The sequence below is a fragment of the Mesorhizobium sp. WSM4906 genome (assembly GCF_029674625.1).
Lineage (GTDB): Bacteria > Pseudomonadota > Alphaproteobacteria > Rhizobiales > Rhizobiaceae > Mesorhizobium.
On record NZ_CP121355.1, the window covers coordinates 4734831 to 4760124 of the forward strand.

Consider the following 25294-nt stretch of genomic DNA (forward strand, 5'->3'; position numbering starts at 1 on the left):
GCGGAGCGAGGAGCGCCGCGACGCAGCGCAGACCCTAGGATCCATGCCGTGATATCAAGGCGACACAACGCTAACAGAATTCTGCTCCGCTGCACTCCTCGGCCGAGGTCACGGCATGGATCCCAGGGTCTCCGCGACGGAGCTTCGCTCCTGCTCCGCCCTGGGACGGCGGAAACGTTTCAGCCAATCCCCGCTACCTGCGAACCAGTCACATCTGCATGAAAACACCCATCTCCATTCGGCGCGGCACGGTGGCCGCGGTGTTCGTCGATCTCCAGGAAGAGCATCGCAAGGACAAACGCTATCTGGTCGAGGGTTTTGCCGAGCTCCTCGCCAACGTCCAGCGGCTGCAGCAGGCGGCGCGGCGCAATTTCGTGCCGCTCTACCACTGGGCCTATATCGTCGATCTCGCCGAAGCGCGGCCGTTCCATCCGGTGGACGACAGCGGCAAGTCGGTCTTCTCCGACAAGGACGACCCGCTGACGGCGATCTGCCATGAAGTGGCGCCGCAAGATGGCGAAGCAATGCTCATCAAGGCGCAGGCGAGCGTCTTCGGCAAGGGCGATTTCGCCATCAAGCTCCAGGCTGCCGGCATCGAATGGCTGATCATTGTCGGCGTGTGGACCGAAGCCTGCATCGACGCCACGATCAAGGACGCCATAGCGCTCGGCTTCCGCGTGCTCCTGGTCAAGGACGCCTGCGGAAGCGCTACCGCGGCCATGCACCAGACCGGCATCCTCAACCTTGCCAACCGGCTCTATGGCGGCGCCGTCACCAACACGCTCGACGTTTGCCGGCTGATGGCCGGCGACACGGTGAGCGTTTGGCAGGTCGAGGGCTCGGTGCCGCTGCGCTTCACCTTCGAGAACGCGGCGCAACTCTACGCCGAGCTCTGACGGCGATGGCCAGCAACCCAGCTGATCGGGGCAGCCGCGGCAAATATGCCGACCGGCTCGATCCGGAGTTCTGGGACTATATCGACCGGGTCAACAGCTGGTACCCGCCGGAGATCGTCGCCGCACCCGTTGTCGAGCAGCGCGCGGTCTACAACCGGATGTGCGTGGCGTTTCACCAAGGGCGTCCCGAAGGCGTGACCACCAGTGACGGCGGCGTCGCCACGGCTTCGCATGCCATCCCGGTCCGGCGTTACCGCATGGAGAAAGGGGCCACAGCGGCGATCGTCGTCTATTATCACGGCGGCGGCTTCGTGCTCGGCGATCTCGACAGCCATGACGACATCTGCGCCGAAATCTGCGCCGGCACCGGCTTCGAGGTGGTCTCGGCCGACTATCGCCTTGCGCCGGAGCATCTCCATCCGGCCTCCTTCGACGATGCATTTGCCGTGTTCGAATGGGTCGCCGCGACGAGCACGCTGCCGATCGTGCTTTGCGGCGAAAGCGCCGGCGGCAATCTCGCCGCCGCGGTGGCGCAGGCGACGCGGCGCCATGCCCGGCGCGCCATCGGGCAGATGCTGATCTATCCTAGCCTCGGCGGTGACGAGACCGGCCGCTCTTATGTCGAGCACGCCAAGGCGCCGCTGCTCACGCTCGCCGATATGGACTTCTACCGCCGTATCCGCTCGACGCCGGGGCAGTCGGTGGACGATCCGACCTTCTCGCCGCTCAAGGATCGCGATTTCTCCGGCCTGCCGCCGACGGTCATCGTCACCGCCGAATGCGATCCGCTGTCGTCCGACGGCGAGACCTATCGCGACAAGATCCTCGCCGCCGGCGGGCAGGCCGTGTGGCGAGAGGAGCCGCGGCTGGTGCACTCCTTCCTGAGAGCGAGGCCGACGGTGCCGCGCGCGGCAAAGGCGTTCGCGAGGATCATTAACGACATCGCCAGACTGGGTGCCGGCGATCGAGTGCTAATCTCTCCCCTTGTGGGGGAGATGGCCGGCAGGCCAGAGGGGGGCGCGAAGGATCGCGACCTTTCGGAATTCTGATCATCTGAACAGTTTGGGAACGCCATTGTGATTGGCTGAGACGCTGGCGGGACAGCGCCCCCTCTGCCCTACCGGGCATCTCCCCCACGAGGGGGAGATCAGCTGTTTCCACGCCCTGCGGAACAGCGCACAAGAACTGCGGAAAATCAAACATTTCGCTGCGGAAAGCGGACCTATCATCGCCCGGCAGGCAATGGCGCTCCGGCGGTTGCATCCCCCCACGCCCGACGGCAACTGGGGCGCGCACCGACTTTTCGTGCAAGTCGTTGCCCCAAAACCGCCGCGCGGGACGACATGCGCCAACAACAGAGGGAACGACGATGAAACTCATGCTGACCGCCAGAAAACTGCACCCGCAGGCCAGGCCGACCGCCGACGATTTCAGGAAAGGCGCGATCAGCCGGCGCGAATATCTTGCGCTGATGGCCGGCCTCGGCGTCAGCGCCGCCGGCGCGCTGGCGCTGGGCGGGCTTACCCCCTCGCCTGCCCGCGCCGACGAGCCGAAGAAGGGCGGCGTGCTGCGCGTGGCCATGAACGTCAAAGGCTTCAAGGACCCGCGCACCTTCGACGGCGTCGAGATGTCGAACGTCGCGCGCCACTGCAATGAATATCTGGTGCGCTGGAAAACCGACTTCACCTTCGAACCGTGGCTGCTCGAAAGCTGGGAGACCAGCGACGATGCCAAGATGATCACGCTGCATGTGCGCAAGGGCATCACCTGGTCGAACGGCGACACTTTCAACGCCGACGACGTGATCCACAATCTCAACCGCTGGTGCGATGCTTCGGTCGCCGGCAATTCGGTCGCGGCGCGGATGGGCGCGCTGGTCAACGCCGACACCAAGAAGCCGGTCGACGGCGGCATCCAGAAGGTCGACGACTACACCGTCAAGCTCAACCTGCCCAAGCCCGACATCTCGCTGATCGCCGGCATGGCCGACTATCCGGCGCTGATCATGCACCGCTCCTATGAGGGCGATGGCGACCCGAAGAAGGCTTTGGCCATCACCACCGGCCCCTGCGAGCTGGTGAGTTGGGATGCCGAGACGGGCGCCGAGGTGAAGCGCAAGGACAAGCCCTGGTGGAAGGGCGAGTTCTATCTCGACGGCATCAAATGGGTCGATTACGGCTCCGATCCCAATGCCATGCTGTCGGCTTTCGAATCCGGCGAGATCGACACCGATCACGAGACCGCTTCCGATGCGGTGTCGCAGACCGACCAGATGGGCTTGCAGAACTCCGAGATCGCCACCGGCTCGACGATCGTCGCGCGCTTCAATGTCGGCAACGCGCCCTATGACGACGTCAAGGTGCGCCGCGCCGCCCAGCTCGCAGTCGACAATGCGGCCGTGCTGAAGCTCGGCCTCGACGGCAGAGGCAAGCCCGCCGACAACCACCATGTCGGCCCCATGCACCCGGAGTTCGCCGATATCGGACCTGCGAAGCGCGATGTCGAGGCGGCGAAGAAGCTGCTCGCCGAAGCCGGCAAGGCCGACCACGAATATGAGCTGATCTCGGTCGACATCGAATGGCAGAAGAGCACCGCCGACGCGATCGCCGCCCAGATCCGCGAGGCCGGCCTCAAGATCAAGCGCACCGTGCTGCCGGCCGCGACCTTCTGGAACGACTGGAGCAAGTTCCCCTATTCCTGCACCGAATGGCTCGGCCGTCCCCTCGGCGTCCAGGTGCTGGCGCTCGCCTATAAATCGGGCGCGGCCTGGAACGAAAGCGCCTATTCCAACAAGGAGTTCGACGAGCTTCTCGACAAGGCGCTGGCAACGCCCGACGCCGCGGCGCGCAAGGAGATCATGGCCAAGATCGAGCAGAATTTGCGCGACTCCGGCGTCATCATCCAGCCCTACTGGCGTTCGGTCTACCGCACCTACCGCAAGGGCGTGCATGGCTGCGAACAGCACCAGGCGCTCGAGCAGCATTTCGAGACGGTCTGGCTGGAGGGCTGATCATCGCGTAGTCTGTCTGGGTGCCGCTTACAGCAGGACCCGGACAGATCACGCGGCCAGCAACAGGCGGCGCGGCGCGGCGAGACCAAGGACCTATCGGTCTGCAGGCAAAACTTGCCGTGGGTGTGCCGATTACCTCGTCACGCCTGTGCCGGACGATTGTGCAGGCACACCATGCTGTTGTCATTGAGCAGACGACCGCCGCCCACATCCGCGGACGGCGGCTCGAGCCATTCCCTACGAGAAGATCTTCGCCAGTTCGTCGATGCTGGTGCCTTCCTTGACCTGGCGCAGCTCGACATAGCTGACCGCCGTGGCAACGGAGAGCACCATGGACACCACGGCCTGAACCAGCGCGGCTCCCAGTTCGGCGAGGATCCCGCCAAAGAGGAGCAGCACCACCAGGATCCCCCACTGGATGACCATCGCGATGATGAGCAGGATCAGGAAGAGCCCGAACAGCGACCAACGATTGCCCTTGGTCAGCGCACGGCTGCGCGACATCGAGCCGAACACGCCCAGCCGTTCCTGGATGAGGACCGGAACCGACATGGACCAGCCGAGCCACAGGATGATGCCGGGAACGATCAGCGCGATCATCGCAAGCGCGGAGCCAATGCCGACGAGCAGGCCGATCGCGAGCGTCGGCAGCAGGAAGCGGATGGCAATCTGGATACAATCGCCGAAAGATGGCCGCCTTCCGTTCAGATCCTCGATCGTTGCCCGCACCAGCGACGACTGGAGCAGCAGCGTGAAGACGAAGGAAATCAGGCCCGCGAGGATGCTGAGATAGGAGTTGCGGAGCACCAGGTTGGGATCCGCCACCGCACTCGGATCGCCATTCATCACCGCTTCCATCTGCGGCTGGGTCCACAATCTGATCAGCAGCGTCGGCACGCCGGCAAACAAAAGCCCAAGCCCGACGCAGAGTCCTATGTTACGCGTAATAACGGCAAAGGTGCTGTTGAACACCTTGCCAATCTCGAATCTGCCCGGTCGTCCCAATGTCGCAGTGGTCATGTTAGTTTCCCCCGAGCCGCCGTCGCATCCAATTCGGCAACTTCAAGGTAAATTTGCCAAGATTGATGGGGCGCGTCCAGTGCACTTGCAATTGTTTGGGCATATTGCCAGTGTCGATGTCGAACCGCAGGTTGCAGGGGGAACGCGCGGGTGACAGAACCGGGCACGGCCGACGCCGAATGGCTGGCCAGGATGCACAAGCAACTGCTGGCGGACGATTCGATCCAGTTCGACCTGCCGGCGCTGGTGCGGCCGGAACCGCCGGAATGGCTGAGGCCCCTGATCGAGGCCCTGGCGAAGCTCGGCCCCTATATGATCTATCTGTTCTGGGGCGCCGTGATCACCGGCGTCGCCATCATCGCATTCCTGCTCGTCCTCGAGGCGAAAGGTGTCGCCTGGCGGCTGCCATGGCGGCGCGCGCGCAAGGAAGATGAGACGAAGGAGGAATGGCGCCCGGATGCCGGCGCGGCGCAGATCCTGCTCTCCGAGGCCGACGCGCTCGCCGCGCGCGGCGACTATGACGAGGCGGTGCATCTTCTTTTGCGTCGCAGCGTCGCCGACATCGCCACCCGCCTGCCTGACTTCCTGCGCCCGTCGCTGACGGCGCGCGACATCGCCGCCGCAAGCTCCATCCCGTCCCGTCCCCGCGCAGCCTTCAGCGAGATCGCGCGCATCGTCGAGGCGGCGCTGTTTGCCCGCCGCCCGGTCGGCGCCGAGGGCTGGCGGCAGGCGCGCGGCGCCTATGAGCGCTTTGCCTTCCGGGATGCATGGGCATGAGCGCGGAAGGAACGGAGGCAGCCGAGGCGCCGTTCAGCCGCGGGACGCTGTTCTGGGGCATCTTCGCCAGCCTGCTGGCCGCCGCCGGATTTTTTCTCCTGTCCACCTACGCTCCCGACTTCCGCCAGCCCGAGGGTGGCGGCACGCCTTTCTCCAAGGGCGGCACTGGCTACGCCGGGCTAGTCGAATGGCTGAAGCTCACCAACGGGCAGGCGCCGCCCATGGCGCGCGGCGAGAAAGACCTGGAATCCCCGTCGGCATCGACCTTCCTGCTGATCGTCACCATCGCGCCCGGCAGCGACCCGGCAGCGCTGCAGCGCATCGTCAAGCTCCGCTCGGGTAAGGACACGCTGTTCGTGCTGCCCAAATGGGTCACCATTCCGCAAGGCGGCCATGAGGGCTGGGAGACGAAGGTCGAGCGGCTGCCCAGCACGGTGGTCAACGACTGGCTCGGCCGCCTCGCCAAGGCGAAGCTCGGCGAAGACAAGCCAACGGTCGACAAGATCGATGTCGACGGCCGCAAGATCGCCGTGCCCGACGAGTTGCAATGGGTAGCCGACGATCATCCGCTGATCTCGGCGGGTGACGGCAAGGCCGTTCTGACCGAGCTCGACAACGAGCCGTTCTACATCCTGACCGATCCCGATCTCATTAACAACGCGGCGCTGAAGGACGAGCAGAAGGCGGCCGCGGCGCTCGACATGATCGCCATGCTGGAGCCCGCCAAGGGCGCGGTGATGTTCGACCTGACGCTGCACGGCATCGGCCAGAAATACGATCTCGGCAAGCTCCTGGTCGAGCCGCCTTTCCTGGCGCTGACGCTGTCGGTGCTGGTGGCGGCGGCACTTGCCTTCCTGCACGGGCTTGGCCGCTTCGGCCCGCCGCGCGCCGAGGGCCGCGCCATTGCCTTCGGCAAGCGGGCGCTGGTCGACACCACGGCGATGCTCCTGAAGCGCGCCGGGCGACTGCAAGAACTTGGCGACCGCTACGCGGCGCTGGTGCGCCAGCGCGCCGCCACGCTGCTCGGCGCGCCGCACGGGCTGCAGGGCGAGGCCCTCGACCGCTGGCTGGATTCCCGCGACAAAAGCGAGGCGCATGGCTTCACCCAACGGTTCAAAACTGTAAACGATTCCAAAACATTGGCCGGAATGCATGAAGCGGCGGAAGAGCTGCATGACTGGACGGCAAGGAGGCTTGGTGAACGTCGATGAAGTGAAGGCCCTGGCAACAGCGATCAGGGAAGAAGTGGCGAAGGCGATCACCGGGCAGCGCGACACGGTCGATCTGATGCTGACGGCGCTGTTTGCCGGCGGGCACATATTGCTCGAAGGCCCGCCGGGCACGGCAAAGACCATGACCGCGCGCTGCTTCGCGCAGGCGCTTGGCGTCTCCTACGGGCGCATCCAGTTCACGCCCGACCTGATGCCCGGCGATATCGTCGGCGCCAACATCTACAATTTCCAGACGGGCCAGTTCACGCTGACGCGCGGCCCGATCTTCTGCGACCTCTTGCTTGCCGACGAAATCAACCGCACGCCGCCGAAGACGCAGGCCGCGCTTCTCGAAGCCATGCAGGAGCATGCCGTCACCTTCGACGGCACGACGCATTCACTTGGCCGCACCTTCATGGTGGTGGCGACGCAGAACCCGATCGAGCATCAGGGCGTCTATCCACTGCCCGAGGCACAGCTCGACCGCTTCCTGTTCAAGCATCGGGTCAGCTATCCGGACGCGCAGGAAGAGCGCGCCATTATCATCCACCATGGCGGCGGCGCGGACTCGCATGACATCAAACAATACGGCATCACGGCCCAGACCGACCGCGCCACGCTCGAGGCGGCCTTGGCTACGGTCGGCGGCGTCATGTTGGTCGAGGACGTCGTCGGCTATATCGCGGCCCTTGTGCGCGGCACGCGCGAGAGCCCGGATCTGGAGGTGGGTGCGAGCCCCCGCGCGGGCGCCATGCTGGCACGGGCCGCGCGCGCCAGGGCGGCGCTTGACGGCCGCAGCTACGTCATCCCCGACGACGTCAAGGCTTTGGCCGTGCCGGCGCTACGCCACCGCGTCATCCTCTCGCCGGCGGCGCAGATCGATGGGCGCCTGGTCGAGCAGATCGTCTCCGACCTCGTCGACCAGACGGAAGCGCCGCGGTGATCTATCCAAGCGGCCGAGCGGTGTGGGCAGCGGCGGCGGGGGCGATCCCCGCCTTCCTGATAGCGCTCGCGCTGCCGCATGTCTGGTATCTCGGGCTTTTATGGATCTGCGCATTGCTCGCCTTCCTGGCGGTCGACGCGGCGGCCGGGCGCGGGCGCTCTTCCCTCGGCGCCACACTGACCGCGCCGCCGCAGGTCGGCGTCGGCGGGCGTTTCACGCTCCACATTGCGGCCGGCCTCGGCGCCCGGACGCGCCGCCTGCAAGCGCGCGTCCAGCATGACCAGCGGCTGGCGCCGGTCAACGGCACTGGCGGCGCGCTGCCGGCGAATGGCGGCACACTCGATCTCGAATTCGATGCGGTCAGACGCGGCATCGCCAGCTTCGATCGGCTCTGGCTGCGCTGGCAGGGACCGTTCGGGCTGGTCTGGAACCAGGCCGTGCTGCCGATGGACCGCAAGGTGGCGGTGCTGCCGGACGTCAGCCGCGCGCGCGACGAGGCGATCACGCTCTTGCAGCGCTCAGCGCTTGCCGACGGCCATGCGCAAAAGCGCGCCGGCCAGGGCCGCGAGTTCGAGGCGCTGAAGGACTATCAGCCCGGCATGGGCCGGCGCATGATCGACTGGAAGCGGAGCGCCCGCCACGGCAAGCTTCTGGCGCGCGAGTTCCGCATCGAGGAGAACAACAACATCGTTCTAGCAATCGACAGCGGCCGGCTGATGTGCGAGCCGGTCGACGGCGTGCCGAAGGTCGACCGGGCGGTGACGGCGGCGCTGCTCTCGGCCTTCATCGCGCTGAAGGGCGGCGACCTCGTCAGCTTGTTTTCCTTCGACGCCCGGCCGCGCGTCTCCAGCGGCGCCGTGCGCGGCTCGGCGAGCTTCACCATGATCCAGAAGCGCGCCGCCGAGATCGACTATTCGACCGAGGAGACCAATTTCACCCTGGCGCTGACGACGCTTGCGGCGAAGCTCGACCGGCGCTCGCTGGTCATCGTCTTCACCGATTTCGTCGATCCGATCAGCGCCGAACTGATGCTGCGCACCGTCGGCCGGCTGACCGAGCGGCATCTGGTGCTGTTCATGCTGATGAAGGACGTCGAGCTGGAGACGCTGGCCGACATGGCGCCGGCGGCGCCGGAGGATGTCGCCCGCGCGGTCACCGCGGGCGACCTGCTCAGGCAGCGGCAGGTGGTGATCGGGCGGCTCAGGCTGCTCGGCGCCCATGTCATCGAAGCCGACCACCAGCGGCTCGGCCCCGCACTGGTCGAGCGCTATATCCAGCTCAAGGAGGAAAACCTCTTATGACGCTGCCCGCCGGCACGGATGCCGTCCGCCAGTCCCTGGCGAGCTTCCGCCAGGAGCGCGAGGCCGACTGGAAGGCGTTCGAGGCGCTGCTTGCGCGCGTCGAAAAGCGCGCGCCGCGCGCGCTGTCGGAAGACGAGCTCTTGTCGCTTCCCCTGCTCTACCGCTCGGCGCTGTCCTCGCTCTCGGTGGCGCGCGCGACCTCGCTCGACAGCGCCTTGATCGCCTATCTCGAAGCGCTCTGCCTACGCGGCTATTTCTACCTCTATGGCGCGCGGCGATCTCTGAGGACGCGCATCGGCGACTTTTTCCTGCACGACTGGCCGACGGCCATCCGCGACCTGTGGCGGGAGGTCTGGACGTCGGTCGCCCTCACGGTGATCGGCGCCATTGCCGGCTACTGGCTGGTCGCCTCCGACAAGCGCTGGTACGACGCTATCATCGCGCCGAGCCTCGCAGGCGGGCGCAATCCGGATTCGTCCGCCGAGATGCTGCGCAGCGTGCTCTACGGCGGCGGCGACCACTTCCTGTCGGGTTTCGCCGCCTATCTCTTCACCCACAACACGCAGGTGTCGATCCTGGCCTTCGCGCTCGGCTTCGCTTTCGCGGTGCCGAGCGTGCTGATCATCCTGATGAATGGCTGCATGCTGGGCGCCATCTTCCAGATCTATGCCGCCAAGGGGCTCGGCTTCCAGCTCGGCGGCTGGCTGTCGATCCACGGCACGACCGAGCTGTTCGCGATCGCGATCGCGGGCGCGGCCGGCATGCGCATCGGCACCAGCATCGCCTTTCCCGGCGAGCTGACGCGCATGGCCGCGGCCGCCCGAGCCGGACGGATTGCGGCGACCGCCATGGTCGGCGTCGCCGTGATGCTTTTGTTTGCCGGCCTGCTCGAGGGCATCGGCCGGCAGACGATCACCAGCGACGTCGCCCGCTATTCCATCGGCGGCGGCATGCTGGCGCTGTGGATCTGCTATTTCTACCTGTTGCGGATGGTGCGGCATGGCGACCGCTAGGAATCCCGCCGCCCTCGTGCGCCCGCTGGTCACGCCGGAGGGCGTGGACCTGCGCGTGAGACTGGCGGATGCCGGCACACGGGCTTCGGGATTCCTGCTCGACGTGGTGATCATCATTATCGCCGCGATCGTTGTCAGCATCGTCGCGCTGTTCGGCCTGAGCGGCCTCGGCATGAAGGACGCCGAACCGCTGTTCATCGTCTGGATTATCTTCGTCTTCCTGCTGCGCAACGTCTATTTCATCGCCTTCGAGGCGGGCCGGCGGGCGGCGACGCCGGGCAAGCGGATGGTTGGCGTCCGCGTTGCCTCGCGCAGCGGCGCCGGCCTTAGCCTCGACCAGGTCATCGCGCGCAATCTGATGCGCGAGATCGAGGTGTTCCTGCCGCTCTCGATCCTCGCCGCGCGCGGCAGCGCCGGCGTGGCCGACACGCTGTCGACCATCTTCGGCCTGGTGTGGGCGCTGCTGTTCTCGCTGTTTCCGCTCTTCAACCGCGACCGCTTAAGGATCGGCGACCTGCTTGCCGGAACCTGGGTGGTCGAGGCGCCGAAGGTTGCCTTGCTCGAGGACCTGTCGCAGCGCAAGGACCCGGTCGCGGCTCGCTTCCAATTCAGCCCTGCGCAGCTCGACGCCTACGGCATCGCCGAGCTGCACAAGCTGGAGGAAGTGCTGCGCCGCGACGACTATTTCGCGCTGAAGGCGGTGGCGGAAACGATCGGCCGCAAGATCGGCGCCAGGGTCGAGCCCGCCGATTCCAAGGCCTTCCTCACCGCCTATTACGGCGAGCTACGCGCGCATTTGGAACGCAAGCTGCTGCTCGGGAATCGGAAGGCGGATAAGTACGCGCGGTGAGCCTGGCGATAGCTGAAAAACGTCGGCGCTGCCCCTCATTGCCCTGCCGGGCATTTCTCCCCGTATAGAGACGGGGAGAAAGATGCTGTCGCTGGCGATTTCGCCAATCTCAAACGTTGCGAGAAGGGCGGCGAGGTCGGGGCCATCTCCTTCTCCCCGTCACTATACGGGGAGAAGGAGCCGGCAGGCGGATGAGGGGCGGCGCCAGCCTACGAAATAAGGCTACGCGCCGGGCGGCTTCCGCCTACCCCACCCACTTCTCGTAATCCGACACCAGGAGGTGCAGCGGCGCCACATCCTCCTCGACATTCGAGAAGCGGCCGATCGGATCGCGGAAGACGTTGTCGGTGAGATCGTCATTGACGGTCGAGACCTCGCCGATCAGCACGTCCCTGCCTTCGGCCCAGAAGGCGTGCCAGACGCCGGGCAGCAGCGTGACGCTCTGGCCCGGATCGAGCTTCAGGAGCCCGCCCGCCGGCAACCTGGTGATGGTGCCGTCTACCGGCACCGACACTTCGGCCTTCGGATCGATGCCGCCGTCGCGGTCATGCATGAACAGTTCCAGCACCAGCCTGCCGCCGCCGCGGTTGATGATGTCCTCGGCCTTGATGTTGTGGCGGTGCATCGGCGACAGCTGGTCCTTGCGCGAGATCATGATTTTTTCGGCATAGAGCATGCCCATGCCGAGCTTCATGTCCGCGTAGCGGCCGTTGCGCACGGTGAACAGAAAGAGGCCCAGCTCGTCGAACTTCTCCTGGCCGTAGTCGGTGATGTCCCAGCCGAGACGCGAGCTGAAGATGGCCGCGGAGTCCGCCTTGTGCACCTTCATCTCTTCCGGGCTCCAGTAGGCGAAGGGCGGCATGATGTAGCCGAACGAGCGGATGAAGGCGTCGGCGTCGCGGATAATGTCGTTGATGGTCGAGCGTTTCATGGGTCTTTTCCTCCGGCCGCTGCCTGCTGAAATCTGCCAATCCGAATAGCCCAATGCCGGTCCGCTGTCGACGCAAACTGACGGCTCTGGCCCGGTGACAATCGGCCGGATCGGGACCATAAACCCAACCGGTCTTTTGATTGCGCATGTCTTTGTCCCGAAACCGCTCCACTTTCGGGAGACATGCTTTTGAACGGTGATTTTCATGCCAAGCATAGACGACCTCGACACGCCGGCGATCCTGATCGACGCGGCCCGCGCCGAAGCCAACATCATAAAGGCGCAGGCGCATGCCGACCGCCACGGGCTGAAGCTCCGGCCGCATATCAAGACGCACAAATTGCCTTACTGGGCGAAGAAGCAGGTCGCGGCAGGCGCCGTCGGCATCACCTGCCAGAAGATCGGCGAGGCCGAAGTGATGGCCGATGCCGGGCTCACCGATATTTTCGTCCCCTACAACATCCTCGGCCGCGCCAAGCTGGAGCGGCTGAGGGCATTGCATGGCCGCGTCACGCTGTCGGTGACGGCGGACAGCCATGAGACGCTGGAGGGGCTCGCCGCCACCTTCACCGATACCGGCCATCCGCTGACGGTGCTGGTCGAGTGCGACACCGGCATGGGCCGCTGCGGCGTGCAGAGCCCGGCCGAAGCGCTGGCGCTGGCGAAAGTGATCGACGGGGCCAAGGGGCTCACCTTCGGCGGGCTGATGACCTACCCGGCCGCCGGTCGCGCCGCCGAAGCGGAGGAATGGTTGAGGAAGGCTCGCAACGCACTTGCAGTGGACGGGCTTGAGTGCCGGCGCATCTCCAGCGGCGGCACGCCGGACATGTGGCGCTCGGGCGAGGACAGCGTCGTCACCGAATACAGGCCCGGCACCTACATCTATCTCGACCGCTACCAGGTCGCCAAAGGCGTCGGCACGCTCGACGATTGCGCGCTGACGGTGCTCGCCAGCGTGGTCAGCCACCCGACGCCGACCCGCGCTATCCTCGACAGCGGCAGCAAGGCGCTGTCCTCCGACACACTGGGGCTGCCCGATTTCGGCGAACTGCTCGGCGTGCCCGGCGCCCGCGTTACGAGCTTGAGCGAGGAGCATGGCAATGTCACGCTTTCGGACGGCGCGGCCTTGCGCATCGGCGAGCGCGTGCGCGTCGTGCCCGATCATTGCTGCGTGGTGACGAACCTGTTCGACCAGGTGCACCTGATCGACGGCGACAAGGTGCTGGAAACGCTGCCGGTGACGGCGCGGGGGAAGATGGGGTGAGGAGCGCCCTTACCTTCTCCCCTTGTGGGAGAAGGTGGATCGGCGCGCAGCGCCGAGACGGATGAGGGGTGCTCCAGCGGAGTGAGACGCTGGCGTTCCCTGGAACACCCCTCATCCGGCCCTTCGCTGGCTCAGGGCGTTCGAAGCTCGAAAAGCCAAGCAATTGGCTTTTCGTCCGCTACGCGGACCGCTTCTCACCCCACAAGGGGAGAAGGGGGAGCCCGTTCCGCCTGCCTTGCCGCAACCCTGCGCATCGCACTCACGCGCCGCCTGAAAATCTCCGTGCGGATCGCCATCAGGTGCAACGCGAAGAACAGCACGGTGAAGCCGAGCGCCATGACGGCTAAAGGCCGCAGCATCGAAGGATCGATGGTCGGGCCGCCGAGGCGGAAGACGGAGGCCGGCTGGTGCAGCGTGTTCCACCAGTCGACCGAGAATTTGATGATCGGGATGTTGATGAAGCCGACCAGCGTGATGATGGCGGCGGCCCAGGCGGCGCGGCCGGCGTCATCCAGCGCGCGGGTCAGCGCGATGATGCCGAGATACATCAGAAAAAGCACGAAGACCGAGGTCAGCCGCGCGTCCCATACCCACCAGGTGCCCCACATCGGCTTGCCCCAGATCGAGCCGGTGATCAGCGCCAGCGCCGTGAAGACGGCGCCGATCGGAGCCGCCGATTTCAGCGCCACGTCGGCCAGCGGATGGCGCCAGACAAGCGTGCCGAGCGCCGAGATCGCCATGATCGTGTAGCACATCATGGCGAGCCAGGCGAAAGGCACGTGGATATACATGATGCGCACGGTGATCCCCTGCTGGAAATCTTCCGGCGCGGTGAAGCTCATATAGAGGCCGACGCCGAGCAGGATGGCGGCAATCGCCGCCAGCCACGGAATGACCTTGTCGGCCAGCCCGACGAAGCGCGTCGGGTTGGCGAGGTCGATCCAGCCGGCGAGGCGTGAAGTGGTGTCGCTCATGCCGACCTAAATAGACCGGCGTGAAGTTTGGGGCAATTGGACGGTTGTCGCAGGCGGGAGCACCCTTCCCTGGATCGGCGCGCAGCGCCGAGACGGATATTGGAAGGAATGAGGCATCGGCGATCCGACGCGGTCCCGTCTGAAAAAGGGGCGCCGCCAAGCTGGAGCACCCCTCATCCGGCCGCTTCGCGGCCACCGCCCGGCCCTTCGCAGGCTCAGGGCGTTCGAAGCTCGAAAAGCCAAGCAATTGGCTTTTCGTCCGCTAGCGCGGACCGCTTCTCACCCCACAAGGGGAGAAGGGAAGAACTTACGCCGCTTCGGTCACCGGACGGCTGAGGCGACGGACTTCCTCGTCGTTGAGCAGGCCGCCGGCGCGCAGCAGGGCTGCAAAGCGGCCGTTGCGCAGCGACAGCTCGGTGAAGCCGCCGTATTCGACCACCTTGCCCTTGTCCATGAAGACGACCAGATCGGCGTCGCGCACGGTGGTGAGGCGGTGGGCGATGATGAAGGTGGTGCGGTCGCGGCGCAGCTCGTCGATCGCTTCCTTGACGCGGTCCTCAGTCTCGACGTCGAGCGCGCTGGTCGCCTCGTCGAGCACCAGGATCGGCGCATCCTTCAGCACCGCGCGGGCAATGGCGATGCGCTGGCGCTCGCCGCCCGACAGCTGGCCGCCGCGCTCGCCGACGACGGTGTCGTAGCCGCCGCTCTTCGACAAGATGAAGTCCTGCGCGGCGGCGGCATTGGCTGCGGCGTGGACCTCGTCATTGCTCGCATCGGCGCGGCCGACACGGATGTTGTCCTCGATCGAGCGGTTGAGCAGGCCGGCGTCCTGGAAGACGGTGGCGATCGAGTGGCGCAGCGACTTGCGGGTCACCGTGCGGGTGTCGATGCCGTCGATCAGGATGCGGCCGCTGGCCGGCGTGAAGACGCGCTGCAGAAGGTTGATGAGCGTCGTCTTGCCGGCGCCGGTCGGGCCGACGATGGCGACCGTCTTGCCGGCCGGAACCTCGAAGGACACGTCCTCGATGCCGTGGCCCGAGTTGGCGAACTCGAAGCTGACGTTCTCGAAGCGCACATGGCCGGTGACGTTGGTAAGCTCGCGCAGGCCATCGGGCTCGGCGGCGTCGGCGGCTGAGTCCTCGAGGCGATAGAAGTCCTCGAGCTTGGCGCGCGCCTCCGATATCTGGTTGGCGAAGGCCGACATCTGGTCGAGGCGGGCGATCAAAAGCGTGGCGAAGCCGGTGAAAGCGATCACGTCGCCGACGCGCAGCTGGCCGTGGGTGACCAGATAGGCGCCGATCAGGAGCACGATCATCATCGAGATGGTCGAGGACAGCCGATGCAGCGCATTGGCGACCGCCCACCAGTCGAGCACGGGGTTCTGCGCGTCGAGCAGATTTTTGACGTAGCGCTTCAGCGTCGCGGTCTCGTGGCCGATGCGGTTGTAGCTCTGCAGCACGGCGACGTTGCTGACGGAGTCGGTCACATGGGCGAACACGGTGTGATAGTGGCGCTCGACGGCCGCCTGCCCCGCCTTGGTGCGGCGCATGACGAGCCGGCCGATGCCGAGATAAAGCGCGCCGAGGCCGAGCAGCACCATCGACATGCGGATGTCCATGGAAAGCGCGGTCGGGATCAGCAATGCCAGCGCGACGGCCGTCGACAGATGCTGACGCATGAATTCGAGCCAAAGGCTGAACAGCGTCTCGACGGCGCGCAGCAGCGTGTGTAGCGAATTGGAGGTGCCGCGCTGGTGGTGCCAGGCGAGCGGCATGGTGATGACGCGCTCGAAGGACTCGCAGAGCACTTCCGAACGGCGGGCATGGGCAAAACGGTCGGCGCCGCGCGCCACGAGCACGAAGGCGACGATGTTGAAGGCGCCAAGCGCGGCCCAGACGGCAAGCGTGGAGAACACCGAGCCGTGGCTCGAGATGGCGTCGATCACCCGGCCGAACAGGATCGGCTCGACGATGGCGATCATGGCAAGAGCGATGTTGGCGCCGCAGATGACCGCGACGCGCTTCTTGTCGGCTGCCAGATAACCCAGCGCTCTCAAGTAGATCTGCAGAAGTGTCACTTCAGCTACTCCGCCAAACTCTTTAGTCGTGCTCAATCCCGGTTTTGTGCACTGCACCATTTTTTGACACGTACCGGTTAACGCGTCGCAAAACAATGCCCGTCTATCGCTTCCGTTCCCATTTAGCGAACAAAAGATGACGACGGTGCGAAATCTGGCGTGATCACCTAACGGTTTGAGATAAAAGGTGAAATGTGAGCCTTGCGGCAAAATAATGGCACGTGCCCCGCACTGCCACATTTTTAATCACAAGGCGCTTGCTTAGCCGGTTCTAAAGGAGCCCGGGACACGCGGTGCAGGATCATCGCCAAGTAAAACGCCGAGCTTGGCCGCGCATCCCATAGGATGCGCGGCCTGTCAGCCAAGCCGTTGATTTTACGCAGGTATCTTGACGACGACCTCGGTCTTCTCGCCGGCCTTCGGCTCGAAAGATCCCGATTTCGTCTTCGAACCATTGACTTCGAGCGAGATCGACTTGGTCTTTTTGTCGCGGGTGACGCGAACCTTGATTTCGCCATCGAACATCTTGAGCGTGGCGGCGTAGCCATCCCAGTGTCCAGGCAGCTTCGGCCTAAACGTGATCTGCTTGCCGCGCCGCTCGATGCCAAGGATGCCCTCCACCGCGGCGCGATAAAGCCAGCCGGCCGAGCCCGTGTACCAGGTCCAGCCGCCGCGGCCGCCTTTTCCTTCGCCGGCGTAGATATCGGCCGCCACCACGTAGGGCTCGACGCGGTAGTGCTCGGCCGCCGCTTCGTCCGATGCATGGTTGACCGGGTTCAGCATCGAGAAGCAGCGATAGGCCTCGTCGGTGCGCCCCATCTCGGCCAGCGCGATGACGAACCAGGTCGCGGCGTGCGTGTATTGGCCGCCATTCTCGCGCACGCCCGGCGGATAGCTCTTGATGTAGCCGGGATCGTTGTGGCTGTTCGAGAAGGGCGGCGTGAACAGCTTGACGATCTTGAGCTCGTCATCGACGAGCATCTTCGTCGCCTGTTCCATGGCCGTGGTCGATCGCGCCGGATCCCCCTCGCCCGAAAGCACGCTCCAGGACTGGGCGATGGAGTCGATCTTGCACTCGTCCGAGTTGTGAGAGCCGAGCGGCGTGCCGTCGTCGAAGCTGCCGCGCCGATACCACTGGCCGTCCCAGGCCGTGCTTTCCAGCGCCCGCTTCAGGAGGTCCGCGTGCTTCGTCCAGGCCTGGGCGCGCTTGCCGTCACCCTGCCCCTTGGCGACGGGGGCGAAGTCGCCCAGCGTCTTCAAGAGGAACCAGCCCAGCCACACGCTCTCGCCCTTGCCGCCCTCGCCGACACGGTTCATGCCGTCGTTCCAGTCACCGCCGAGGATCAGCGGCAGGCCGGCCGGGCTGCTGCGCTTGATGGCGAGATCGAGCGCCCTTGCGCAGTGGTCGTAGAGCGAGGCGGTGGTCTTGGTGATCTCGGGCGTGAAGAAGGCGTCGTGCTCGCCCTCGCCGAGCTCCTGCCCGTCGATGAAGGGGATCTGCTCCTTGAGGATCGCAGAATCGCCCGTCACCTCCACGTAGCGGGCGGTGGCGTGCGCCAGCCAAACCACGTCGTCGGAGATCATGGTGCGCACGCCGGCATCGGTGCGCGGCAGCCACCAGTGCTGCACGTCGCCTTCCGGAAACTGCCGGCGAGCGGCATTGAGGATCTGGTCGCGCGCCAGCTTCGGATCGTGCGCCAGCAAGGCCAGCGTGTCCTGCAGCTGGTCGCGGAAGCCGAAGGCTCCGCTCGCCTGGTAGAAGGCCGAGCGCGCGCGGATGCGGCAGGCCAGGCTCTGGTAGGGCAGCCAGTGGTTGACCATGGCGTTGAGCGCCTTGTCCGGCGTCTCGACCTGAATAGTGTCGAGGAAGCCGCGCCAGACGCGTTCGTTGTCGGCCAGACGCTGGTCGAAATCCTTGCCGCGATGGGTTTGGACCAAGGCGCTCGCCTCGGCGGCGGTCGCCGCATCGCCGAGCAGCCAGAATAGCGTCACGTCGCCGCTGGCCGGGATGTCGATGTCGCTGGCGATCACCGCGCACGGATCGTCGCCCGCCTCGACCCGGCCGGACAAGCCGACCCCGCCAAGCACGGCCTGCGGATATTCGGTCGTGCCGTGCCTGCCGATGAACTCTGCGCGGTCGGCGGTCACCGAATGGACCGGCGCCGTCGCGGCAAGGAAGGCCACCCGCTCGCCGAAGTCGAGCCCATAGGGGTTCTGGGCCAGCATGGCGCCGGTCGCCGCGTCCCGCGTCGGCACGATGGTCGCCGCTGTGCGCGAGCGATGGCCGCCGAGCACCCACTCGGCAAAGGCATAGACGCGCAGCCTTGCTGGTGCCGAACCGGTGTTCTGGATGCGCAGCCGGGTGATCTTCACCGGATCCACCGGGTCGACCACCTGCGTCAGGTCCATCGACAGCGGCCCGCGCTTCGAGCGGAAGGTGGAGAAGCCCTGGCCGTGCCAGGTCTCGTAGATCATCGAAGGGTCGCGCACCACCGCGGCCATCGGCGAGAACGCCTTGCCGCTCAACTGATCGTGGATATAGAAGCCCTCGCCCGGCCGGTTCGACACCGGATCGTTCGACCACGGCGTCAGCTGATAGTCGCGGCTGTTGCGGCTCCAGGTGAAGCCCGCGCCTTCGGCCGAAACATGGAAGCCGAAGGAAGCGTTGGAGATGACGTTGATCCAGGGCTGCGGCGTCGTGCGGCGCCCAGTCAGCCGCGTCACATAGTGGCGGCCGTCGCCGTCGAAGCCGCCGAAGCCGTTCCAGAGGCTGAGGCCGGTGCCGTCGGCGGCGATATCGGCGCCCTGGCTTGCCGGCGCCGGCTCAGGCAAAGGCGGCGACAGCTGGCGGGCCGGAGCGCCTTCCGCCTGCAGCAAGGCGTCGCGAGCCTGCAATGCCGCCGTCTCGGCCCGCTCGAGCTGGTCGAAGATGGTGCCGTTGCGGGTGTGGAGCGCGACGCGCGCGACCGACAGCAGGGTCTTGTAGGTCGGCTCGTCCATCAGATCGCGGCGCACCGCGAAGATGTGCTGGCGAGGCCCTAGCTCGCGTCCGCGCAGGCGGCTGTTCTCGCACAGCGTCTCCACCGCGCGCTGCAGGTCCTGCACATAGGAAGACGCCTGCTCGTTGACGACGACGAAGTCGATCATCATGCCGCGGGCGCGCATATATTCCTGGAAGCGCAGCGCCTGGGCGACGATCTCGAGGTCGGCGACGTCGCCGATGCGCACGAGGAAAATCGGGAAGTCGCCCGAGATGCTGGTCGGCCAGAGGCTCGACTGGCGGCCAAGGCCCGAGGCGATCGATTCCGCGGGCAGGCGCAGGAACGGATCGGGATAGATGAGGTAACGCGCCAGCTTCTGCACGTTGGCCGCATCTGTCAGGCTGAGGCCGAGATGGCGCGTCTGCACCTGGCTGCGCGTCCAGGCGAGCATCGCCTGGCGAGCGAAGCTCTCCTGATGGTCGAGGCGGCCGATCGCCTCGTCGAGCTCGCCGCGATTGGCGCCGACGACGGTCCAGAAGGTCAGCGAGATCTTCTTGTTCGCCGGCACGCGCACCTGGCGGCGCAGCGCCGCGACCGGATCGAGCGTGAAACCCTGGCCGCCGCCGAGTCTGACGCCGGGATCGAAAGCGACGGCGTTGGCGATGGTACGGCCGCGGCCGATGAAGGCGCGCCGGTCGGTTTCGGCCTCGGCATCGCGCGACGGACCCGACGGATCGGTGACGAAATGCACCATGGTGAGGTCGGGCTCGCTCTTCTCGCGCTTGCGCCTAGTGGCGAAGATCGCGCCGTTGTTTGGCGCGATCTCGGTCTCGACGAACATCTTCGAGAACGCCGGATGGGCGTTGTCCGAGGCTTCGTTGCCCAGCACCAGTTCGGCGAAGGACGTCACCTCGATGTGCCGGTCGGTTGGACCGTCATTGTAGAGCGTGATGCGGCGGCCTTCGCCGTTGCCTTCGGAAATGACGATGCATTCGACTTCTGAGCGCAGAGACCCAACCGACTTGGTGAAGCTCGCCTTGTCGTCGGCAAACAGCGTCTGGACGCGCTCGTTCTCAGCCCGCTTCGGCTCGGCGGTGGCCGACCACCAGTCGCCGGTCGCGGTGTCGCGCAGGAAGATGTAGGAGCCGAGGCGATCCTCGCTCGGATCCGGCTGCCAGCGGGTGACGGCAAGCTCGCCGAAGCGGCTGTAGCCGGAACCGGTGGCGGTGACCATGACCGAGTAGCGGCCATTGGACATGACGCTGGTCGCGCGCAGCGCCTTGATCGGATCGAGGATGATGCGGGTGTCCGGGCTCTCGGTCTCGGTTTCGTCCTTGGCGCGCTCGTCGGCCTCGGTCCTGACGGTGGCGGTCGGGATGTCGCGCGGCGCCTTCTCCTGCAGGAGCAGCTCGGCCGATTCGATCACCGGATCGCTGTGGAAGCGCTCGCGCAGCCGGCCCTCGAAGATGGCATCCGCCACGGCAGCGATCGACATGCCGGAATGGTGCGCCATGTAGTTCTGGACGACGGCGTGATCGGTGCCTTCCGGCACGCGCTGTGGCGTGAAATCGACCGCGTCGTAGTAGCCGTGGCGGCCCATGGCGCCGATCGCGCGCAGCCGCATCAGGTTCTGCACCGCCTCGCGCGGGTTGAACTGCGCCGCCAGGATGGTGGCGTAAGGAGCGATCACGGTGTTCTGGCCGAGGCCGCGCTTCAGGCCGAGCCCTGGCACGCCGAAATTGGTGTACTGGTAGGTGAGCTCGCGGTCGCGGGCATTGTAGGCCGCTTCCGAGATGCCCCAGGGCACGTTCTTCGAGCGCGCATACTGCATCTGGCGCTTGATGATGAGCTTGCTGGTCTGGTTGAGGATGGAGCCGTGCGGCTCCTTCATCACCAGCGGCGGCATCAAATATTCGAACATCGAGCCCGACCAGGACATCAGCGCGCCCTTGAAGCCGATCTCGACGATCGGCCGGCCGAGCCGGAACCAGTGCTCCGTCGGCAGGTCGCCCTTGGCGATGGCGAACAGGCTGGTCAGCCGCGCCTCGGAAGCGAGCAGGTCGTAGCAGCTCTCGTCGAGCTGGTGCTCCTCGACGCGGTAGCCGATCGACAGAAGCTTGCGCTCCTGCCGCATCAGGAAGGAGAAATCCATCTCGAAGGCGTAGCGGCGGCAGCGTCCGCGCAGCGCGAGCAGCTTGGTGCGCAGCGCCGAGACCGCGCTTTCGTCATTGTGCGAATCGTGCACATGCGCCTCGCAGGTCGCCTCCAGCCGAGCCGCCCAGTCGGCGATGACGTCGCTCTTCGGCGACGCCGCCTCGGTGTGGATCGCAGTGGCGAGCTTACGGATCTCGCCGGCGAGCACGGCGAGGTTGATTGTGCGGATCGAGGCCATCTCGGGCTGCGCCTTGATGGTCATCACCGCGCGGCGCATGCCGTCTAGCCGATCGGCGAGACGCTGGCGCAGTGGCCTCAGCTGCCGGCGGTCGTCGGGCAGTTCCTCCAGGCTCTCGTCGAGGATGGTGACGGTGTCGAGGATGCCCTCGAAATCGCCCTGCAGGTGGACGGACGGCGCCTCGGCCCATTCGGCGCACGCCGCGGCCACCGCGACCAGATGGCCGGCAAGATTGCCGCTGTCGACCGCCGAGATATAGAGCGGATAAAGCGGCTTCAGCGTCGTCGTGTCGTACCAGTTGTAGAGATGCCCGCGATCGCGCGGCATGTTCTCGATGGTCGTCATCGTGGCGTCGATGCGGGTGATGGCATCCGCCAGACTGATCCAGCCGAAGTCGCGCGCCGACACCACCGAGAGCAGATAAACGCCGATATTGGTCGGCGAGGTGCGCGGCGCCACCACCGGCGCTGGGCTTTCCTGGAAATTGTCGGGCGGCAGATGATGATGCTCCGCCGTCACGAAGGTCTCGAAATAGTGCCAGGTGCGGCGCGCCACGGTGCGCAGCGCATGGATGTCGGACGCCGAAATGCGCAGCCGGTCCTCGGTCTCGGCGGAGCGGCTGATCCAGCAGGCAACCGCCGGCGAGCCGATCCAGAAAATGGCGAAAAAGAAGGCGACGAACGCGCCGGTGGAATCGGCGAGCACCGGAATGGCAAGGCCGATGACGCCGATGATCACGGCGCCGTACATCATGCTGTAATAGGCACCCAGATCGCTGCCGCCGCTCTTATGCGCCTGCGAGGCGGTGCGCCACTCCAGGAGGTTCTGGCGGCTGACGAAGAGCCGGTAGAGCGTGCGGATGATGGCGTCGCCCATCATCCAGGCAAGATGCGCCATCAGCAGCACCTTCAGCGCCACCAGCGCCGTGCCGAAGACGGTGTCGCGCGCTAGCGCCGAGAAGTGGCCGCGCGGCGTCTGGTCGCCGCTCTTCGGCAGGATGCCGTTCACGATGTCGAAGGTAGGGGCCATGAACAGGCTGAGGATCAACAGCGCCTGCCACTGCGCGGCCTGGGTGAAAGGCAGCAGCGTCCAGCCGGCGACGCAGGCCATCACCCAGAAGATCGGGGTGAGCGAGCGGCGGAGGTTATCGACCATCTTCCAGCGCGACAGCGCGGGCACGCCGGAGCGCGGGTCGAACATGAAGCCGAGCAATTGCCAGTCGCCGCGCGCCCAGCGGTGGTGGCGCGAAGCGTCGACGGAGTAGCGGGTCGGATAGTCCTCGACCAGCTCGACGTCGGTGACGAGCGCGGCGCGCGCCAAGGCGCCTTCGAGCAGATCGTGGCTGAGGATGGTGTTTTCCTCGATGCGGTTCTTCAGCGCCGTCTCGAAGGCATCGATATGGTAGAGGCCCTTGCCGGTGAAGGAGCCGTCGCCGAAGACGTCCTGGTAGACGTCGGAGACGGCGAAAACGTATGGGTCGAGGCCGCGATTGGCCGAGAAGACGCGCTGGAAGAAGGAGGCGTCGTCGCCGCTGGTGAGCGAGGCGGTGATGCGCGGCTGCAGGATGGTGTAGCCGGCGGTGACGACGCGCTTGGCCGGGTCGAAATGCGGACGGTTCAGCGGATGCGCGAGCTTGCCGACCAGCGTCGAGACCGCGTCGCGCGTGGTACGCGTGTCGGCGTCGAGCGTCATCACATAGGTGACCTTTTCCGGCAGCGGCACGTCGAGCGGCAGGAAGGTGGTGTCGCTGTCGCCGCGCAGCAGCAGGTTGAGCTCGTGCAGCTTGCCGCGCTTGCGCTCCCAGCCCATCCAGCAGCCTTGCGCCTGATTGTAGAGGCGGCGGCGGTGCAGGAGGTAGAAGCGCGGCGCGCCTTCGGACGGGTAGCGGGCGTTCAGCCTGGCGATCTCGTCGCGGGCATATTGCAGGATCTCGATGTCGGCTGCGTCGATCTCGGTCTTGGAATCCGGCCAGTCGGACAAGAGCGCGAAATGGATTTCTTCCGCCGTGTTGGCGAGGTGATGCACCTCGATGTTGCGGATGTTTTCCTCGACGTCGTCGCGCGAGCCGATCAGCGAGGGCACCACGACCAGGGTGCGCGCCTCGGCAGGGATGCCGTGCTTGAAGTCATAGCCGACAAGCCTTGTCGGCTTCAGGAACAGCGAGACGACGGTGTTGAAGAAGGCCAGCGCGCCTTCGCTGGCGGGCACGGCAAACAGCGCCAGCATCAGCGTGATCGACGGCACGGAGAGGCCGAGATTGGCAAGCGCCTTGCCCGAAAGGAGGAGCAGCAGCGCTGTCAAAAGGAAAACCGGCACGACAATGCCGAGCCAGCCGGTGGCCGCGAAGGCCCGCTTGAACGTCACATAGAACGGAGCCCGGTAGCCGATTGCCTCTTCCAGCTCTTGCCGACGCGGCCCGACCAGGAAAAAGCCGACATCGGTATGCACAGCGGGATCGGCAGTCTCCGGCACGCCGGACGCATCGGTGACCCCAGGGGTGTGGCCCGCAAGCTCGATCGCCTTTTCGGCGACGCGGTATTCGGAGAGGTCGGAGCGGCGCGCAAGCTGCTCGATCGCGGTGCGGTACTGGTCGCGCGAGAAGAAATCGAGCGCGGCGAAATCGGTGCGTTCGCGCAGCAGCGTGTCGATACGGCTGACGCCTTCGAACCAGACCGTCCAGTCGACGTCGTTGATGAGGCGCAGGCCGCGGATGATGTTGCCGGTGGTGACGTTGCCGCTGGAGAGCGTCTGATGCTCGGAGATGATGATCTCCTCGGCGTCTGAGCCCGTCTTCTCCAGTTCGCCCTCGAGCCATTCCAGCGCGCGGCCGGCGTTCTGCGAGCCGTCGCGCAGGCGATAGAGGAGCTGGGTGGCGAAAGTCGTGTCCTGCGCATGCGCGGCGTAGGTCGACAGGATCCTGGTCCGATCGGCATTGTCGTCGGTCGCGAGCACGCGATCGGCGACCTCGTTGGCTATATGGCGCATCTTACGTGTGCGCTCGACCCGCACCGCGATACGGCGCAGGTTTTCGATCAGCACGAAGCGCAGCAGCGACGGCAGCGCCCAGAGCTCGCCGATCTTCAGCGGCTCGACCGACTGGAAGCCCTCGACGATCGCCTTGAACATGGTCGCCGAGACGGCGCTGTCGGAATGCTCGACATAGCTCCAGGCGACGGCGAAGGCGCGCGGCAACGCGGTGCCGTCGGCAAGCTTGAGCGTCGGCAACTGGCGGTAGAAACGGCGCGGCAGGTCGCGCTTGACCTGAAAGATGGTCTCCTCGACCAGATAATTGTTGTCGAGCAGCCATTGCGCCGCCGGCGTGATCGTCTCGCCCTTGGCCTGGGCGGCATTGGTCGAGCGGTAGACTTCGAGAATCCTCCTGGCGCTGTCGCGGATGCGGGCCTGGAATTCGAACGGCGAGAGCCCGAACAGGTCCCTGACCTCGCCCTTGGCCAGCGCGGCACCAAGCACGCGCAGCCGGTCTTCAGGCAGGAAATTGGAGCGTATCGGCGCTTCCGTGACGGTCGGGAGGCCGGTGCTTGTCTGTTCGATCTTGGTGGGGTTCGTCTGAATGTTCATTGATTATTCCGTAAGGCGGGCGCGATGCGGCGTCACCGCCACGGCAATGGCCCTAAAACCGGTTCAAATGCAATT

General features: G+C 65.8%; 15 protein-coding genes. 10 read left to right on the forward strand and 5 right to left on the reverse strand.

Annotation, left to right across the window (positions count from 1 at the left end):
- Positions 1-218 precede the first annotated feature (218 nt).
- The 3 genes from QAZ22_RS22835 to QAZ22_RS22845 all read left to right on the forward strand — a co-directional run bounded on the left by QAZ22_RS22835 (position 219) and on the right by QAZ22_RS22845 (position 3906).
- Entirely contained in the window at positions 219-896 is a 678-nt protein-coding gene (locus tag QAZ22_RS22835) for an isochorismatase family protein (protein WP_278202961.1), read from the forward strand.
- Positions 897-901: 5 nt separating this feature from the next.
- Positions 902-1945: an alpha/beta hydrolase gene (locus QAZ22_RS22840; protein WP_278202962.1), complete on the forward strand. Its 1044-nt coding sequence runs from the start codon at positions 902-904 to the stop codon at positions 1943-1945.
- Positions 1946-2265: 320 nt separating this feature from the next.
- The gene (locus QAZ22_RS22845; RefSeq protein WP_278202963.1) at positions 2266-3906 is read left to right on the forward strand and encodes an ABC transporter substrate-binding protein; all 1641 of its coding nucleotides are present in this window, start codon (positions 2266-2268) and stop codon (positions 3904-3906) included.
- Between the two features lie 237 nt (positions 3907-4143).
- Here QAZ22_RS22845 and QAZ22_RS22850 read toward each other — a convergent pair whose 3' ends face one another.
- On the reverse strand, positions 4144-4926 hold the full coding sequence (locus QAZ22_RS22850) for a hypothetical protein (protein ID WP_278202964.1): 783 nt from the start codon (positions 4924-4926) through the stop codon (positions 4144-4146).
- A 150-nt stretch (positions 4927-5076) separates the two neighbouring features.
- Here QAZ22_RS22850 and QAZ22_RS22855 point away from each other — a divergent pair, with 150 nt between their 5' ends.
- Genes QAZ22_RS22855 through QAZ22_RS22880 form a run of 6 tightly spaced genes read left to right on the forward strand, consistent with a single transcriptional unit; the run spans position 5077 to position 11021 of the window.
- On the forward strand, positions 5077-5703 hold the full coding sequence (locus QAZ22_RS22855; protein WP_278202965.1) for a DUF4129 domain-containing protein: 627 nt from the start codon (positions 5077-5079) through the stop codon (positions 5701-5703).
- Positions 5700-6914, forward strand: a complete 1215-nt coding sequence (locus QAZ22_RS22860) for a DUF4350 domain-containing protein (protein WP_278202966.1) — start codon at positions 5700-5702, stop codon at positions 6912-6914. Before QAZ22_RS22855 ends, QAZ22_RS22860 begins: the two co-directional genes overlap by 4 nt.
- On the forward strand, positions 6901-7857 hold the full coding sequence (locus QAZ22_RS22865) for a MoxR family ATPase (protein WP_278202967.1): 957 nt from the start codon (positions 6901-6903) through the stop codon (positions 7855-7857). The genes QAZ22_RS22860 and QAZ22_RS22865 overlap by 14 nt, the downstream gene beginning before the upstream one ends.
- A complete protein-coding gene (locus QAZ22_RS22870) occupies positions 7854-9158 on the forward strand; it encodes a DUF58 domain-containing protein (RefSeq protein ID WP_278202968.1) in 1305 nt (434 codons plus the stop codon). The genes QAZ22_RS22865 and QAZ22_RS22870 overlap by 4 nt, the downstream gene beginning before the upstream one ends.
- Complete coding sequence (locus QAZ22_RS22875) at positions 9155-10171, forward strand: stage II sporulation protein M (RefSeq protein ID WP_278202969.1); 1017 nt, start codon at positions 9155-9157, stop codon at positions 10169-10171. The genes QAZ22_RS22870 and QAZ22_RS22875 overlap by 4 nt, the downstream gene beginning before the upstream one ends.
- A complete protein-coding gene (locus QAZ22_RS22880) occupies positions 10158-11021 on the forward strand; it encodes an RDD family protein (RefSeq protein ID WP_278202970.1) in 864 nt (287 codons plus the stop codon). The genes QAZ22_RS22875 and QAZ22_RS22880 overlap by 14 nt, the downstream gene beginning before the upstream one ends.
- Positions 11022-11265: 244 nt before the next feature.
- On the opposite strand, the gene QAZ22_RS22885 is transcribed toward QAZ22_RS22880, so the two are convergent.
- Positions 11266-11952, reverse strand: a complete 687-nt coding sequence (locus tag QAZ22_RS22885) for a D-lyxose/D-mannose family sugar isomerase (protein WP_278202971.1) — start codon at positions 11950-11952, stop codon at positions 11266-11268.
- Between the two features lie 205 nt (positions 11953-12157).
- Here QAZ22_RS22885 and QAZ22_RS22890 point away from each other — a divergent pair, with 205 nt between their 5' ends.
- Positions 12158-13216, forward strand: coding sequence for a D-TA family PLP-dependent enzyme (locus QAZ22_RS22890; protein WP_278202972.1), 1059 nt, complete (start codon positions 12158-12160; stop codon positions 13214-13216).
- A gap of 194 nt (positions 13217-13410) precedes the next feature.
- On the opposite strand, the gene QAZ22_RS22895 is transcribed toward QAZ22_RS22890, so the two are convergent.
- From QAZ22_RS22895 to QAZ22_RS22905, 3 genes are all read right to left on the reverse strand, one after another.
- Positions 13411-14190: a heme ABC transporter permease gene (locus tag QAZ22_RS22895; protein ID WP_278202973.1), complete on the reverse strand. Its 780-nt coding sequence runs from the start codon at positions 14188-14190 to the stop codon at positions 13411-13413.
- Between the two features lie 307 nt (positions 14191-14497).
- Positions 14498-16267 (reverse strand): glucan ABC transporter ATP-binding protein/ permease, encoded by a 1770-nt coding sequence (locus QAZ22_RS22900; RefSeq protein WP_278202975.1) that lies wholly within the window; start codon positions 16265-16267, stop codon positions 14498-14500.
- A gap of 375 nt (positions 16268-16642) precedes the next feature.
- Positions 16643-25219 carry a glucoamylase family protein gene (locus tag QAZ22_RS22905; RefSeq protein WP_278202976.1) on the reverse strand — a complete coding sequence of 2859 codons (8577 nt, stop codon included), beginning with the start codon at positions 25217-25219 and terminating at the stop codon, positions 16643-16645.
- Positions 25220-25294 lie beyond the last annotated feature (75 nt).